Raw genomic sequence first — 15,877 nt, 5'->3', positions numbered from 1 at the left:
GGAAGCCGTACTATACAAAAGACAATTGTATAGTACGGCTTCCTTTTTTTATCAGTTCATATTCAGTTCATAAAAACTTGTTACCATACAATCTGTATTCAACGTAAGAGGAGGAATTGAAATGAAATCTAAACCTCAGTCAGATTCTATAAATGGTAAGTGGGCCGTTGAAGCCCAGGGGCTTGTCAAAACGTTTGGCTCTAATCGAGTGGTTGATGGAGTGAATCTTCAAGTTCCCGATGGAGCGATTTATGGCATACTTGGCCCAAACGGGGCGGGTAAAACGACGATTATTAAGATGCTGGCGACATTGCTGCGGCCAGATGCCGGTTCGGCAAAAATCTTTGGGCACGACGTGGTTAGAGAGGCACATATCGTTCGACAATTGATGGGGGTAACAGGACAATATGCATCGGTTGATGAATCACTAAGTGCAACTGAAAACCTGGTAATTTTTTCACAATTGTTGGGATTGAGCCGTAAGGAGGCAAAACAAAAGGCAGAGGAACTTCTTGAGGAATTTAGTTTAACCGAAGCTGCGAAAAGACCATTGAAAAACTTTTCTGGTGGTATGCGCCGCCGGCTTGATCTTGCAGCAAGTCTTATTTCACAGCCACCGCTCATTTTCCTAGATGAGCCAACCACTGGGCTGGATCCAAGGACCCGCAATCAAATGTGGGATACCATCCGCCGATTGGTTAAGGCGGGGTCAACCGTACTGCTCACAACTCAGTACCTTCAAGAGGCTGATGAGCTTGCGGACCGTGTTGCGGTAATCGACGGCGGGATGGTTGTAGCGGAAGGTACTGTAGATGAATTGAAGGCATCCATTGGGAGATCAGCATTACATTTACGGGTACAGGATCAGTCAAATCTTCATGATGCCCGTAAGATGGTAGAGCAGGTCCTCAAGGTTCAATCAAATGTTACAGCTGAAGGTGGGAAGATCACAGCACCTATGGCGAGTGCTGATCAGGTTACGGACTTACTAATTACTCTCCGTGAAGCAGGAATCCACCTTGCCGAAGTGAGCGTGCAGAAGCCAACACTTGATGAGGTGTTTTTGACGATCACAGGTAATGCTGGGAAAAAGTCTGATCAAATTCTACATGAAATGAGGGGGTAATTGTATGGGGAATCAAAGTAAGGATGTATTAATAAATCGCCAACTTAAAAATCATACCAGCTTTGGGCAAACGGTACGGCATTCTTTTACGATGGCTTATAGGGGATTGCTGAAAATCCGCAGAACACCTGAGCAATTGTTTGATGTAACCTTTCAGCCGATTATCTTCACGTTAATGTTTACCTATATCTTTGGCGGTGCCATATCTGGCAATGTACAAAACTATTTGCCGGTGATCATTCCAGGAATTCTAGTGCAGACCGTTATTACAACCTCTGTTGTCACAGGCGTTCAACTTCGAGAGGACATGGATAAAGGGGTGTTCGATCGTTTCAAATCGCTGCCTATTGCTCGGATTGCTCCATTGGCGGGAGCCTTGCTGGCAGACACAATACGGTATACAATTGCAACAGTATTAACGTTCACGATGGGATATATTATGGGCTTTCGGCCTGATGGAGGCTTTGAGCATGTCGCGATCGCCTCGGTACTCGTTATCGTGTGTTCCTGGGCAGTCAGTTGGATCTTTGCGTTCTTTGGTGTGATTGCACGAACTGCTTCAAGCGTACAAGGGATATCTATGATTATCTTGTTTCCCCTCACATTTTTGTCCAATGCCTACGTGCCGGTTGATACGATGCCAAACTGGCTTCAATGGTTTGTAAAGGCAAATCCAATCTCACATCTTGTATCTGCTGTAAGGGGACTTGTCAATCATGGAACGTTTGGTTGGGATTTAGGAATTTCCCTTATCGGTGCTGCCGTGATTGTAGCCATTTTTGCTCCCCTAACGGTACGTGCCTATATGAGAAAGGCCTAAATAAGTTTCCACAAGACAAGGGAGGTTACCCTCATGACAAAACTATTATTGGTTGATGACGATGAAAATATCCGGGAACTTGTCTTGCTTTTTTTAAAGAAAGAGGGTTTCGAAGTATATGAAGCATCGGATGGAGTAGAAGCTCTGAAAGTATTGGAAAAAATGAAAGCTGACCTGGCCATCATTGATATCATGATGCCAAATATGGACGGATGGGAATTATGTCGAGAGCTGCGGGAGTTCCAGGATATTCCCATCCTCATGCTGACAGCCAAAGGGGAAACGTCACAGAAGATTAAGGGATTCAATCTAGGAGCAGACGATTATCTGGTGAAACCCTTCGATCCGCTAGAATTAGTGGTAAGGGTAAAAGCTTTATTAAAACGATATAAAATTGCAGTATCACAAACTATCATTATTGGAGACTTTCAGCTAGATCGCAAAACACATGAAATTTTCTATAGAAATCAAAAGTGTACAATTCCGTTGAAGGAATTTGAACTTCTATTTAAACTGGCTAGTTACCCTGGCAAAACTTTTTCCAGAGAAAGCTTGATTGAAGATATATGGGGTTATGATTATGAAGGCGATGAGCGAACCGTGGATGTCCATATTAAAAGAGTCCGTGAGCGATTTTCCGAGACAGAAGTTCCCTTCCGGATTCAAACTGTCAGGGGATTAGGCTATCGGTTAGAGGAAAAATCATGAAGACAAGGGAGTTTTTAAGACATGTATTGGGCTTCTTGCTTTTCCTCACTTTTATTGCGGCCAGCTTTACGTCCGGTTACTTCATTGTTCGATTGTTCCACTTTCTATCGTCTGACTATCTTCGCTATCTGGTAGCAACCATTATCAGTATTTTGATATTGGGGATACTAGGGTTTATCATCCATTTTTTCACCAAGGATAAACAACGCCGACTTTATTTTGAAATCATTGATGCGCTAAGGAAAATTGCCAAAGGGGATTTTAATGTCTATTTGGATATCCGCACAAACGGAAGGAATGAATTTATTGAGCTCATTGATCATTTTAATCATATGGCTCGAGAGTTAAAACAAATGGAGGAAATGCGGCAGGAATTTATTTCAAATGTATCCCATGAAATTCAGTCCCCGCTAACCTCCATTACCGGGTTTGCAAAAGCCCTTCAAAATAATGAATTGCCTATGGAAGAAAGAAACCACTATTTAAGCATTATAGAGACTGAAAGCAAGCGGTTATCAAAGTTAAGTGATAATTTATTAAAACTAACTTCTTTGGAATCTGAGCATCACCCTTTTGAACGAAAAAGCTATCGGTTAGACCAGCAAATCAGAAGAATTATCCTAGCCTGTGAACCCAACTGGATAGAAAAAGAGATCGAAATGGATGTATCGCTTGAAAAAGTTGTGATCATGGCTGATGAAGATTTAATGAGTCAGGTCTGGATCAATTTTATTCATAATAGTATTAAATTTACGCCCTCTAAAGGAAGAATTAGCGTTCAACTGAAAGAGAGTAATGATCAAGCAATCATTAAAATATCCGATACAGGAATGGGTATTTCGAACAAAGACCTGGTCCATATTTTTGAACGCTTCTATAAAGCAGATCAGGCGCGTCAAAGGTCTAAAGGCGGAAGTGGCCTAGGACTGTCTATTGTGAAAAAGGTGATTGAAATGCATGAAGGCGGAATTATCGTTGAGAGTGCAGAGGGCGAGGGAACAACTTTTACTGTTTCTTTACCCATATAAAAATAGGGTCCCCCTAAAACGTTGTTTTAGGGGGTAATTTATTTAATTAGAAATCAAAATTATCAGGATCTGGGCCTACCCGATGATTTTGATTAAGCTGGTCAATTTTGTCCATGTCTTCTCTTGTTAGATCGAAATCAAATACATCGGAGTTTTCTACAATCCGATGTTCCTTCGTAGATTTTGGAATGGTAACCACTCCGTTTTGTAAATCCCAGCGGATTATAACTTGTGCAATTGATTTGTTATATTTAGTGGCTATATCTCGTAAATCCGGGTGATCCAACAGTTGCCCTTGCATGAGTGGTGACCAGGCTTCCAGCTGAATTCCGTGTTCTTGACAAAAAGCCCGCAGTTCCCTTTGTGCTAATCTTGGGTGATACTCCACTTGATTGACCATCGGCTTTATTTCCGAATCCTTCATTAATTCCTCTAGATGGTGAATATGGAAATTGCTAACCCCAATCGCCTTCACTTTCCCCTCTTTATAAAGAGTTTCCAGAGCACGCCATGCCTCTTTGTATTTGCCTTCAACCGGCCAGTGAATCAGATATAAATCCAAATAATCAAGTCCAAGTTTTTTAATACTAGTTTCATAGGCAGCGATGGTAGATTTATAGCCTAGGTCTGCATTCCAAACTTTTGAGGTGATAAATAAATCTTCTCTAGTAAGACCGCTTTCTTTGATGGCGGTGTGAATAGCTTGACCCACACTTTCTTCATTTTCATAAATGGCAGCTGTATCAATACTGCGATAACCGTGTTTAATGGCAAATGAAACAGCATTCACCAATTCAGGGCCTTCCTCTACTTTAAAGACTCCAATTCCAAGCCATGGCATTTTTACTCCATTACTAAGTGTTGTAGTACTTTGTAAATTTTTCATCATATATAACCCTCCGTTAATTGTTTGATTAGAACTTCATTTTGTAATGTATAACAAATCTAAGAGCACTTTTGACTTTGGAAACGTAAAGCTTTTTGATCATTTTTTTCAAGATTCCAACTCCAAAAGGCCAAAAACACAGCCGCTAAAACCATCAAGGCCCCCATCCAAGTCGTGTGAATGAGTCCGATTGAATCTGTGATAACCCCTCCTAGGAAGGACCCAAATGCAATGCCAGCGTTAAATGCCGCAATATTAATCGCCGAAGCCACATCTACTGCAGAGGGAACATAACGTTCTGCCAACATAACCACATATACTTGTAATCCCGGGACATTCATAAAGGCGAGGAGACCCATAAAGAACACTGTAATAAGCCCCGCTATTTTAAATGGAGCAGTAAACATAAGGATGAAAAGAACAATGGCTTGTACAATGAACATATAAAATAAAGCTTTTATAGGATTTTGATTGGATAGTTTTCCACCTGCTATGTTCCCAATCGCAATGGCTACCCCATATAACAGTAGAATCACCGCTACAGTCCCTTCTTTAAATCCTGTAATATCCTGCAGAATAGGGGATAAATAAGTAAAGACAACAAATGTCCCTCCATACCCTAAGGCGGTAATGATAAATAAAAGTAATAGTCGGCCATTTTTCAATAATTGTAATTGATTATGGATAGATGTACGCGTTCCTGCCCGTAAGTTGGATGGAATGAGTATACTATTCGCAATCAAGGCAATAATCCCAACTGCGATGATAAGAATAAATGCCATTCTCCAGCCAAAATGCTGTCCAATGAAGGTTCCAATTGGCACACCTGTTACAGTAGCAACTGTTAGTCCGGAAAACATGATAGATATGGCACTGGCTCTGCGGTTTTCAGGTACTAAATCAGCTGCGATCGTGGAACCAATCGACATAAATACTCCATGTGATAAGGCAGAAATGATACGAGCGGCAAGCAGTACTCCGATACTTGTGGCACTGGCTGCCAAACTATTGCCGAGAATAAAGATAATCATAATCCAAAGTAATAAAGCTTTACGTGACATGCTAGAAGTGATGGATGTTAGGACAGGTGCTCCAAATGTCACCCCTAGGGCGTATAGGGACACCGTCAGACCAGCAGTTGTAACCGGTACGTTTAAATCCCCGGCAATGAGCGGTAATAACCCAACACTTATAAATTCTGTAGTTCCTATGGCAAAAGCACTTGTCGCAAGAGCCAATAACGCGAATGTGCTTCGTTTTTTATCAATAGACATGTAATCCCTCCTCAATGTTGCAATAAAGATTCTATTTTAGCCGGCAAATGTTATTATGGTATATATCATAAATAATGAGAAGTACGCACTTTAAAGTAATATAGGAACTTATAGGTAAGATAGTTACTTTTTTGTGCCTATCAATGTTTAGGAGGAAATGGTTCATGAAAAAAAAGAAATACAATATATCAGTTGAGGCGACATTGGAAGTAATAGGAGGTAAGTGGAAATGCGTGATTCTATGTCATCTAACGCATGGTAAAAAGCGCACAAGTGAATTAAAGCGTTTGATGCCGGAGATAACTCAAAAAATGTTAACCCAGCAGTTGCGCGAATTGGAGGAGGACGGGATCATAAATCGAATCGTCTATAATCAAGTGCCCCCAAAGGTAGAGTATGAACTAAGTGAGTATGGTTGGAGCTTGAAGGATATCCTGGATTCGCTTTGTAATTGGGGAGAAAGACATATTACCAAAGTTTATGGAGATAAGTTTTTAGTTTTAGAAGAGAATGTTTTGAATGAGCATTTGAAATAAAAAGAGAGTAGGGTGTTTTCAGACAGAGGAAGCATGAATGACTCAGAATGTGTCCGGAGTCGAGGCAACTTTAGCTTTAAATGCTTCCATCGAAGCAGCACGTGATGGTGAACATGGAAAAGGATTTGCAGTTGTTGCCAATGAGGTTAGCAGTTTGTAAGGATATACCACTTGGACTTTAATAATTAGATTGAAAATCCGTATGTATCAGCCTTTTCCCTAAAGCAATGGCATTTGCGATTCCCTTCTCCGACAGTGGCGAATCCCCCATCCATGTAAGCGACTTTCCTTATTCCATTCAGTTTCACCATGCCAGGTTAACTAAATATTAACATTTAATTTCCTCCATAAAAATCCATCTTGATTAGTAGTTATTTTTACACCACCAAAAATTAAGTAGATATATATATTTAGAAAATGTCATTTCAACTATTCACCTCTTTACTAATTTGAATTAATCTTTCTTCCACAATTTTTTTAAAAAGGACTTTATTCTCTATTTCAAAAAGGGATTTTGCCTTTGTGTAAAGACTCGCTGCTTTTATAATATGATGTTGATTCTCGTAGTTTTGTGCAGTTTGATAGTAAAGCTCACCTAAAAGGTATAGCAGTTCATTGTTAATGCAGAGATTCACCCCTCGCTTACACAAAAAGATTGATTGTTTATAATCACCTATTTTATAGTAGCTTTTAGCTAAACCATAACAAAGCCTAATTTCAACCCTAGGGTCCCTGACATCAATTAATTTATCCAGTTTAGCAAACGCCTTCTGATAAATATTTATTGAATCTGTAAACCTTTTGATTTCATTGTTGATGATGGCAATACTGTTTAAGATTTCTATCTCTTGTAGCTTGATATTTACGATATTTGAATTAACCTCTAGTTCCAATGCCTTCTGAAGGGTAGATATAGATTTTTTAAAGTCACCTTTATTGTAATATTCTACAATTCCAAGGTGCCATAGCATAAATTGCCAATTATGAGGAACCTTAAATGCAGGATTCTTCTCCTCTGCCACAATCATCTTTTCAACCTCTTCATAATTTCTTTCCCTAATAAACTTACGAATCTGAAATTTTACTTCGCTTATATAATCATGACGCACGGTATAGGCCTGTTCATAAAAGTAATTTACATCAACACCTAGTTTATTGGCTATTTCAAAAAGAGTTGTGCTTAAAGGCAAAACCCGTCCTTTTTCAATGTTACTAATTTGTGCTTGAGTAATAATACCTTGGGCCAATTGGGCCTGTGTTAGACCCGCTTGTTGACGCAAGTATCTTATTTGTTCTCCTATTAATTTAGCTATATTCAAAAAGGATCCCTCCCAAAATATTAATATAATTATATTTTAAATCAAAACCACCATAAATACTGTATAAACGAGCAAAAAAACCAGTATTTTCCTAATTTTGCCGAAAACATGGATTTTTACATTCATTTATAATCAGATTAATAGGAGGGATTATTATGAAAAAACATTTAGTAAAATCTATTTTTGCCTTAACTTTATTAGTTTTTTCTATGTGTTACCAACTACAAGCTAAAGCTATAAAAACCGCTAATGTACCTAAACAAGATGACATGATGCTAAGTGATCTGCCTAATCAACATTCCAATCTGGAATTACACCTGGAGATGAATCTACAACTAGACACCTATTTAGGCTAATATTTTCAACCAAAAGGGAGGGAATCACTTGGGGAAAAAAGCTATATCCGTATTTATCGTTTTTTCAACTATCTGGGGGTTCATTTTTTCCTCCTCTGTAGTAGCAAGTTTAGGAACAACTCCCATTCCCTTAAGCAAAGATTCAAAAATCGTATTTGCATCTATGCTCCCCCAAGGATGGGGTTTCTTCAGTAAAAGTCCAAGAGACATGTTATTGGGCATACATACAGCTAACGAAAAGAGCTTGAAAGTACTTTTTCCAACCATGAGATTTGAAAATTTATTGGGGTTATACCGAAAGGGCCGATCCCAAGGAGTGGAAATGGGGGCATTGTCCGTAAAAATTAGTAAGGAAGACTGGGTAAAATGTGATGGAAATGACCTTAAGTCATGTGAAAAATCAGCAAAAAAAATCAACATTGAAAATAAAACTCCCAGTCCATTACTATGTGGAGAGTACTACTTTACACATGAAGAAATCATTCCTTGGAGCTATTACAAGTACAGTTTGGCAGGGACTGAAGTAAAACAAATCGTAAAGGCGGATATCCAATGTTCCAAACAATAGAGAAGTTAATCCTCTGTTGGAAACTCAAAAATCCTTGGACAAATGTATATGGGCTAGCCAGGAGTATAATCGCTTTTTCAAGCATGGTTACATTAATCTTGAATAGGCCCGAGTTACTTTTCAAACCATCCTCGGCATCTATCAAATTTCCAATCTGTGAAACTGGATTTAGTGCTTTCTGCTTTGCCCAGAACAATTATTTTTACCTCAACATAATCCGTTGGATCTTTATCTTTCTTCTTATTTTGGTAGTTAGCGGTTGGAGACCAAGATTTACAGGTGTTCTTCACTGGTATGTAACATACAGTATGCAAGCTTCGATGGTGGTAATTGATGGAGGCGAGCAGGCCGCTTCTGTCATTGCGTTTCTATTGATTCCAATTACATTAACTGATAACAGAAAATGGCATTGGGACGCCAGCGAAAACCACTTTAGTCCTGGCATCTATTCGAAAATTATAGCCTATATCTCCTTTTTCTTTATTCGTCTTCAAGTAGCCATTATTTATTTTCACTCCACAATAGCAAAATTAAAGAATAAGGAATGGATTGACGGTACAGCCGTCTATTATTACTCCCGTGAAAAAACAGTTGGATTTAATTCATTTTTTGACTATATCACTCACTCAATTATTGCAAGCCCACTAGTTGTTATTCCCACTTGGGGAACTCTTCTTGTTCAAATCGTCATCTTCTGCTCACTCTTCGCACCTAAGAAATATTGGAGAACCATCTTTATTATAGCCATATCCATGCATGAGATTTTTGCACTTATGTTGGGGCTTATTAGTTTTTCCATGATTATGACCGGAGTATTGATTCTATACCTGATACCCATTGACTCAGTTTTTTGCAAATTACTTGCTAAAAATAAAACCAAAAAAACAAAGAAATTAGAGGAGGCAGTAAGTTGAAGAAAATCATTATATCACTACTCTCATTTGCCATTGTCTTTGGAGTAATCTTCTCCAACGGGGCAGGCACTACCGTTCACGCAAAAGAGTACCAATATTCAGGGGAAGAAATTTTTAAAGGTTTCGTCTTTGCACAAGGCGAACTAGGAAAGAAACTGGATAACGTATTCTCTCAGGATATGGTAGAAAAGCTCAACACAAAAGAATCCAAGGAATTTGCTAATAGAGTGATGATAGAGATTTCAAAAGAAGATCCCAATTTTTTCAAGAAGCTTCAAAAGGCTACTTATTCAAAAAATCCTGCTAAAGTAGACAAGTTATTAAAAGATGCCGGAGATATCATCAAAAGTGATGTTGCCGAAATGGAAAAGCAAATGGCAAAAAATGATGGAGTAGTAGGAGCAGCAGCTTCTGTATCCGTATCTTGGTACTACTACTATTATTATGTTGCAGCAGCAGCAGCGGGCATTGTCCTTGTCCTCTTTGCAATCGATATTACCCCAATCGCAAAAAAAGATGATACAAACAGAGAAATGGCTATCCGCTCCCTAGTTGAAGAAGTAAACTAAGAGCAAATATAGTGCGGAAGACTCCCCATCTTCCGCACTTTTAATCCGAAAAGGCTCCCAAACTTTCATATTTTTTTACTGACTAAGTATCACTGATATATAGTGTTAATATTTGAAACTAAAGATATGGACAGTGAAAATATGGATAATTGGACAATTCAGTTAAGAAAAGGCATGTTCGAGTTAACCATTCTCTCTCAAATTAAAAATCAGTCCAGGTATGGGTATGAAATCTCGGCTGCATTAAAACAATCACCGTTATTTTCAATTTCGGAAGGAGCCATTTACCCAATTCTAAAAAGGATGACCGAAAAAGGATGGATCGAGTTTTACTGGGAGGATTCGTTAGAAGGACCTCGAAGAAAGTACTACTACATCACAAAAGAAGGTAGTTTACTTTTAAAAGAACGGATCATGAAGTTAAAGGAAATTTATGAAGCAGTTGAGCTTTTGGGAGGAGGTGGTGCTTTTGAATAATTTAGAAGACATAATTTCACAGTATATTGAGGAACTAGAAGAGCGGATGTATCAAATTCAGCAGGTTCAGCGTAAAAACTTAGTCGAAGAAATTAGGGACCATCTGAATTCCTATGCAGAAGATCTTAAAAAGAAACGGTTATCCACCAATGAGATTGCACAAAAAATAAAGGATGAATTTCTGTCGCTGAACGAATTGGCCACAGAATTTATGGAAACCTCTAATAAAATCAGTTTTGGAAGAAAAGTGAAGCATCATTTGGGACTCCTATTCCCCGTTGTTGTAGGCATCATAGGGATCACCGTTTTTCCGGAATATCAAGAACTATTATTAGCATTGATGCTATTCATCTATTCCTATGTAATCCTATTCAAGAAAGCAATCTGGGGGTTTGCCGTTATCAGAAAAAAGCCTGCAAGAGTTAGGCATAAAGAAAAAATCGCACAATTGGGCAGCATTTACCTGTTTGTATTAGGGATGATATTTCTTGTTGGACAGTATGTTACGTTTCCTAACAAACAGCTTCTCTTTATGGCTATGGTTATTCTAGTTAGTGCGGGGTTCTACTTTTATATGAATAAAAAGCTAGTACACTAGTAAAGCCATTTATCAACAAAGAAAAGAAGGGGAATGGGTATTTTCAAAAGATTTTTAAATGGAGGTATTAAGATGGATTACAATCTAATCATTCTAAGTCTTTTGTTTTTTTTCATCGCTTTTCTAGTAGGGGTGAAAAAACAGACATGGATTCTAACGGGGTTTAATGAAAAAAGAGTTAGAGACAAAAATAAATTAGCCAAAATTGCAGGTTTATACTTATTCTTTCCTCTAGGCATACTTTTATTAATAAGTGCGTTCTTTGATTATCCTTATAAAGATACAATCCTGCCGATCGTAAGTGTCGCTTATGGACTAACAATCATTATTTATGTAAACGAAAAAATGGTTGAGTAACTATTGGGGCAAAGTGAGTTGATATGCATGAAATCATTGAAAATGGTAGTCTTTTACGATAACTGGTGCTCATTGTGTATTGCAATTAAAGAGAAAATCCAACGGTTAGACTGGTTCGGGCTAATAGAGATGATTGGTATCCGCGAAAAAGGAATTGAAAAAGAAATCTCTGTCCCCTTGGAGGACTTAGAAAAGAAAATGTACGCCGTTATTAAACGTAACGGAAAATATGTATCCGGCCTGGATGCTTTTATTTCAATATCGGCTCGTATCCCCATGTTTTTTGTTCTTTGGCCATTTTTAATCATTTCTTCAAAGCTAGGAATTGGCCATATTGTTTACAGATACATTTCCGAACACCGTACGATCGTACCAGTCGGCAAGTGTGATGATTCATTCTGTAAATTGAAATAAGAAAACTAATCAAATATTTACGCTAAAAGATATTACTTTAAAAATGGCTCTGTTAAACTTGGCTTTGATTTACGTTCCAAGCACTTTGCTTTCCGCGGGCGGTCCGGTGAGCCTCTTCGGCGTTTTGGCGCCTGCGGGGTCTCACCTGTTCCGTGCTCCCGCAGGACATTGAATTTCATCTTGAATCTGCCCGCGCACGAAGGAAATGCGATAGCATTTTCAAAGAGTCTTCGTGCCTTCTGCTCCAATCAACGTGTTGAAAAAATCAATAATTCTCTATAATACAGCTTTAAAAATAGCAAAATCACCCGATTTTGCCGCAATATACTGATACCCTTTACCATATACTGGGGAGCCGTTCTCCAAAGCCCCATTGTCGCTTTCTACACCATATTAAAACAAGAGAGATAAATATACACTTAAAATCTTCACCAACACTTAATTTAAATCAATGCGTTCAATATTCCAAATAGCTAAAAAAACTATTCCTAGAGCCATTAATGCCAATGCAAGTGGAATATAAATGATGCTGGCTAATGAGATATCTGATCCTGATGACGAGGTTACAAAAACAATTAATATTGAGGAAACAATCGTTGCCGGTGTTGAGTACTTTCTCATACCAAAATATAATGGTACAAGTGCTGCTCCTGCGGTAGCAAGATTAAACATTAACAGTTTTACTATTTCCGCAAAATAATCAGTAACCGTAAAACTCATGACAGACGTTAAATGTAAAATCTGGTTCATACCCATTAAAGCATGAATCACGAACAGATTAGAGATTACCATTGTAAATAAAGTTAAAGTAAAAATTAGTATTAATTTTGCTGCCAGGATCTTTTTACGGTTAACTGGATAGGAAAACAGCACAAGGTGTGTTCGATTTTTAAATTCATCAATAATTATTTTTGAAATCAGTACAGCGGCAAAAACAATCACAGTGCCCCTTACCATCGCTCCACTGAGGGTAAAATACTCAGTAAAGCTGTTCAAGGTTTGATCTCCTTCACTCTTTTCAATTGCAGGAATCATGCATAATAAGCCAAGAATAATTAAGTTAGCAAGAATAATCCCTTTGAAAAACCACCCTAATTTATTCTTTTTAAGCTCAAGTTTTATTAAATTTAACAAAGTGTTCCCTCCCTTACACTACGGACTTATTTAACTCAACTTGTTTAATGAAATACTCTTCTAACGTTGTCCGATTTTTATTCATATACTCAATATTGATATCTTCCATTATCAAGGTCTTAGAAATGGTCGATTGAGGCACATCTGTAGCATAGATTCGAATGACCTGGCCATCTATCACCTTAAAGTTATTTATACCAAGTTTATCATGCAGAACAACGACCGCTTTCCTTTGATTACTTGTCACTAACTCAATATATTCTGTTGTTTTCGCCATTATCGTTGCCATTGACGCCTCTTCTATCAAAATGCCACCTTTAATGATACCGATGGTGTCTGCGATTTTCTCAATTTCACCGATAACATGGCTGGAAATTAATAGTGTCATGCCGTATTCTTGATTAAGCATTTTAAATAACTTTCTCATAGCCGTAATCCCGGCTGGATCCAGTCCGTTAATGGGCTCATCCAGAATCAAGAATTCCGGCTTTGTGATAATGGCTCTTGCGACACAAAGACGCTGTCTCATCCCAAGTGAAAAATCCTTTGGTAGTTTATTTTCAACATTTTCAAGACCAACCAGCTCCAAGGCCTCACGAATTGCCTGCCTGTTATGGTACCCCATATAGGCACAATGCAGTTCTAAGTTTTCAAGAGCAGTCATTTTCTCATAAAAAATGGGGTATTCGATCATACTGCCTATTCGCTTCAGGTAATCGAAAGAATCACGGTTGAGTGATTTTCCAAAGATGGTGATCTCACCTTGTGAAGGCTTAATCATATTAGTTAACATCTTCATAATGGTTGATTTACCAGCACCATTCGGCCCCAGAAATCCATAAATCTCACCCTCTCTAATATTCATCGTTACATTTGACACAGCATCATGTCCGTGGAAAGTTTTCGTTAAATTTCTTGTCTGTACTACATAGTCCATGATACCCCTCCTTGTTTTCGACCTAGTTAAAGTCTAGCAAGCAACCCTTGCTTTTTTCTGTCTAAATTCTTACAAAAGTCTTAAGAAAATAGCCTGCTACTCTATAAACGTTTTAATGAAAATGTAAATGATGTTTTTTCAAACGGTATCGATTGTATTGAAATGTCCCCTTGCATTTCTTCAACCAGTCTTTTGGTTATGGTTAAACCCAGACCACTGCCTTGGAAGGCCTTATTTCTCGATTCTTCAAGTGTGAATAAACGTTCAAATACACGGTCCTGCTCCGCTTCATTTATTCCTTTTCCTTTATCGAAAACTTCGACAAAGACCCTTGTCTCGTCATAAAACAACTTTATACCGATCAACTTGCCATCAGCACCATAGCGAAGACCGTTTGAAATCAGGTTATTTAAAACACGGTTTAGTGCTTCCTCATTACCGAGAGCAAATACGGGCCTTTCAGGAATCTCAATAACTACTTCTAGTCCTTTCATTTGGATCCATTCATAGAACAATAAAATATTATTTTTACAGATTTCCGTTAAATTAATTTTTTCAAGCGGGATGTCTTTATCACCGGATTCTAACTTGGCTAAGTCAAAAAATGTATTCATTAACGTAATAAGTTCTAATGTTTTACTATGTACTTGTTGGAGCATACGCACTCTTTCTTGTTCCTTCATTTGAGGTTGTTGCTGCAGCATTTCAATATATCCTGCGATTACGGTAAGCGGCGTTTTAAGATCATGGGAGACATTCGCCAACATCCGCTTCATCGAGGTTTTCGATTTTTTATACTGACGTACATTTTCTTGATACTCATCAACTACTTGATTTAACATATCTAGCATATTAATGAGTTGCTTATCATCTGTTACGACGAGAATTCTCTCACTTACTTGTGAGGCTTTTATCTGTTCTAGTTTGTTAGTTATATAGATAAGCTCCTTATTTCTTCCCTTTTTTGATTGGTATTGAAAGATCACACAAATAAGAAGGGCCAGTATGATCATGCTTAATATTGTAATCATTTAAAATTCACCCAGCTTGTAGCCAATCCCCCATATTGTTTTAATATAGGTTGGTTTCGATGGGGTATCCTCGATCTTTTCTCTCAGTCGGCTAATGTGTACGTTTATAATATTTTCATCCCCATAATAATCATCACTCCATACGGATCGATAAATCTGTTCTTTTGTAAAAACTTTCTTTTGATGTTCAAAAAACAAACAAAGAATCTTCCATTCCTTTGATGTTAAGTTGATCTCAATACCGTTCTTAGTCACAAGATAATTCTCCATATCCAATTCAATCTCATGTACTTTGATTATGGATGTATTTCGTTCGATTTGAGTCCCTATGTATTGTGTAGATCTTCTTATCGCTGCTTTCACTCTTGCAGCTAGTTCAACCATTGAAAATGGTTTAGTAATATAATCATCTGCTCCTAAACCAAGCCCTAACGCTTTATCCACTTCGCTATCTTTTGCTGACATAATAATTACGGGTATGTAACTAGTAGTCCGCACTATTTGAATAAAGTCCATACCATTCAACTTCGGCAACATTAAGTCTAACAAAACCAAATCATAATTCGCATGCTTAAAGGCAATTTCTGCTTCTTCGCCATCAAATACACATTTAACAGTGAAGCCCTCGTTATTTAAATATGTTTTTACCATATTACTAATAGCCGGGTCATCTTCAACAAGTAAAATAGTTTTCTGCATCAAAAATATCGCCTCCCCATTAATATTTCAGTTTTGTTGTATATAAAGAGAAAAGTGATGTTACGCATAACTTTAATGCTTACCTAATTATACCAAAATGGCAAGAACGTGTCCGAAGTCGATCAA

General features: G+C 38.0%; 21 protein-coding genes and 1 pseudogene. 14 read left to right on the top strand and 8 right to left on the bottom strand.

From position 1 onward, the window contains the following. Positions 1-121 precede the first annotated feature (121 nt). From V7083_RS16345 to V7083_RS16330, 4 genes are read left to right on the top strand one after another with little or no spacing between them, the layout of a single operon-like run. Positions 122-1,126: an ATP-binding cassette domain-containing protein gene (locus V7083_RS16345; RefSeq protein ID WP_335479742.1), complete on the top strand. Its 1,005-nt coding sequence runs from the start codon at positions 122-124 to the stop codon at positions 1,124-1,126. Between the two features lie 4 nt (positions 1,127-1,130). Continuing rightward, positions 1,131-1,946 (top strand): ABC transporter permease, encoded by an 816-nt coding sequence (locus V7083_RS16340; protein WP_335479740.1) that lies wholly within the window; start codon positions 1,131-1,133, stop codon positions 1,944-1,946. Between the two features lie 33 nt (positions 1,947-1,979). Then, positions 1,980-2,654: a response regulator transcription factor gene (locus tag V7083_RS16335; RefSeq protein WP_335479737.1), complete on the top strand. Its 675-nt coding sequence runs from the start codon at positions 1,980-1,982 to the stop codon at positions 2,652-2,654. Beyond that, positions 2,651-3,682, top strand: a complete 1,032-nt coding sequence (locus tag V7083_RS16330; RefSeq protein ID WP_335479735.1) for a sensor histidine kinase — start codon at positions 2,651-2,653, stop codon at positions 3,680-3,682. Before V7083_RS16335 ends, V7083_RS16330 begins: the two co-directional genes overlap by 4 nt. 46 nt (positions 3,683-3,728) lie before the next feature. Here the strand turns inward: V7083_RS16330 and V7083_RS16325 are convergent, their stop codons facing one another. Both V7083_RS16325 and V7083_RS16320 read right to left on the bottom strand, forming a co-directional pair. Beyond that, positions 3,729-4,571 (bottom strand): aldo/keto reductase, encoded by an 843-nt coding sequence (locus V7083_RS16325; protein ID WP_335479733.1) that lies wholly within the window; start codon positions 4,569-4,571, stop codon positions 3,729-3,731. A gap of 56 nt (positions 4,572-4,627) precedes the next feature. Then, on the bottom strand, positions 4,628-5,842 hold the full coding sequence (locus V7083_RS16320; RefSeq protein ID WP_335479731.1) for an MFS transporter: 1,215 nt from the start codon (positions 5,840-5,842) through the stop codon (positions 4,628-4,630). 164 nt (positions 5,843-6,006) lie between these two features. Here V7083_RS16320 and V7083_RS16315 point away from each other — a divergent pair, with 164 nt between their 5' ends. Next, positions 6,007-6,378, top strand: a complete 372-nt coding sequence (locus V7083_RS16315; RefSeq protein WP_335479728.1) for a winged helix-turn-helix transcriptional regulator — start codon at positions 6,007-6,009, stop codon at positions 6,376-6,378. Positions 6,379-6,448: 70 nt separating this feature from the next. Next, positions 6,449-6,535 (top strand): annotated as a pseudogene (locus tag V7083_RS16310) (methyl-accepting chemotaxis protein); the annotation flags it as partial. A gap of 268 nt (positions 6,536-6,803) precedes the next feature. On the opposite strand, the gene V7083_RS16305 reads toward V7083_RS16310, so the two are convergent. Next, entirely contained in the window at positions 6,804-7,697 is an 894-nt protein-coding gene (locus tag V7083_RS16305; protein WP_335479726.1) for a helix-turn-helix domain-containing protein, read from the bottom strand. 155 nt (positions 7,698-7,852) lie between these two features. On the opposite strand from V7083_RS16305, the gene V7083_RS16300 reads away from it, so the two are divergent. The 8 genes from V7083_RS16300 (at position 7,853) to V7083_RS16265 (ending at position 11,950) form a co-directional block, all read left to right on the top strand. Next, positions 7,853-8,053 (top strand): hypothetical protein, encoded by a 201-nt coding sequence (locus V7083_RS16300; protein ID WP_335479724.1) that lies wholly within the window; start codon positions 7,853-7,855, stop codon positions 8,051-8,053. A 28-nt stretch (positions 8,054-8,081) separates the two neighbouring features. Beyond that, positions 8,082-8,621 (top strand): SdpA family antimicrobial peptide system protein, encoded by a 540-nt coding sequence (locus V7083_RS16295; protein WP_335479722.1) that lies wholly within the window; start codon positions 8,082-8,084, stop codon positions 8,619-8,621. Continuing rightward, positions 8,606-9,535, top strand: a complete 930-nt coding sequence (locus V7083_RS16290) for a sporulation-delaying protein SdpB family protein (RefSeq protein WP_335479720.1) — start codon at positions 8,606-8,608, stop codon at positions 9,533-9,535. Before V7083_RS16295 ends, V7083_RS16290 begins: the two co-directional genes overlap by 16 nt. After that, on the top strand, positions 9,532-10,104 hold the full coding sequence (locus V7083_RS16285; RefSeq protein WP_335479718.1) for a sporulation delaying protein family toxin: 573 nt from the start codon (positions 9,532-9,534) through the stop codon (positions 10,102-10,104). The genes V7083_RS16290 and V7083_RS16285 overlap by 4 nt, the downstream gene beginning before the upstream one ends. A gap of 141 nt (positions 10,105-10,245) precedes the next feature. Then, a complete protein-coding gene (locus V7083_RS16280; RefSeq protein ID WP_435554512.1) occupies positions 10,246-10,581 on the top strand; it encodes a PadR family transcriptional regulator in 336 nt (111 codons plus the stop codon). Further along, positions 10,574-11,179: a hypothetical protein gene (locus tag V7083_RS16275; protein ID WP_335479713.1), complete on the top strand. Its 606-nt coding sequence runs from the start codon at positions 10,574-10,576 to the stop codon at positions 11,177-11,179. The genes V7083_RS16280 and V7083_RS16275 overlap by 8 nt, the downstream gene beginning before the upstream one ends. Before the next feature lie 72 nt (positions 11,180-11,251). Further along, positions 11,252-11,536, top strand: a complete 285-nt coding sequence (locus V7083_RS16270; protein ID WP_335479711.1) for a DUF3784 domain-containing protein — start codon at positions 11,252-11,254, stop codon at positions 11,534-11,536. Between the two features lie 27 nt (positions 11,537-11,563). Further along, positions 11,564-11,950 (top strand): thiol-disulfide oxidoreductase DCC family protein, encoded by a 387-nt coding sequence (locus V7083_RS16265; RefSeq protein ID WP_335479708.1) that lies wholly within the window; start codon positions 11,564-11,566, stop codon positions 11,948-11,950. Between the two features lie 32 nt (positions 11,951-11,982). Here V7083_RS16265 and V7083_RS16260 read toward each other — a convergent pair whose 3' ends face one another. The 5 genes from V7083_RS16260 to V7083_RS16240 all read right to left on the bottom strand — a co-directional run bounded on the left by V7083_RS16260 (position 11,983) and on the right by V7083_RS16240 (position 15,751). Further along, positions 11,983-12,129 carry a hypothetical protein gene (locus V7083_RS16260; protein WP_335479706.1) on the bottom strand — a complete coding sequence of 49 codons (147 nt, stop codon included), beginning with the start codon at positions 12,127-12,129 and terminating at the stop codon, positions 11,983-11,985. Positions 12,130-12,388: 259 nt separating this feature from the next. Next, on the bottom strand, positions 12,389-13,084 hold the full coding sequence (locus V7083_RS16255; protein WP_335479703.1) for an ABC transporter permease: 696 nt from the start codon (positions 13,082-13,084) through the stop codon (positions 12,389-12,391). Positions 13,085-13,097: 13 nt separating this feature from the next. Continuing rightward, a complete protein-coding gene (locus V7083_RS16250; protein ID WP_335479701.1) occupies positions 13,098-14,021 on the bottom strand; it encodes an ATP-binding cassette domain-containing protein in 924 nt (307 codons plus the stop codon). Positions 14,022-14,122: 101 nt separating this feature from the next. Then, the gene (locus V7083_RS16245) at positions 14,123-15,052 is read right to left on the bottom strand and encodes a sensor histidine kinase (protein WP_335479699.1); all 930 of its coding nucleotides are present in this window, start codon (positions 15,050-15,052) and stop codon (positions 14,123-14,125) included. Continuing rightward, the gene (locus V7083_RS16240) at positions 15,053-15,751 is read right to left on the bottom strand and encodes a response regulator transcription factor (RefSeq protein WP_335479744.1); all 699 of its coding nucleotides are present in this window, start codon (positions 15,749-15,751) and stop codon (positions 15,053-15,055) included. Between the last annotated feature and the right edge of the window lie 126 nt (positions 15,752-15,877).

The sequence above is a fragment of the Bacillus sp. JJ1764 genome, assembly GCF_036962145.1.
Taxonomy (GTDB): Bacteria; Bacillota; Bacilli; order Bacillales; family Cytobacillaceae; genus Neobacillus.
This window is presented reverse-complemented; position numbering and strand designations above follow the sequence as displayed.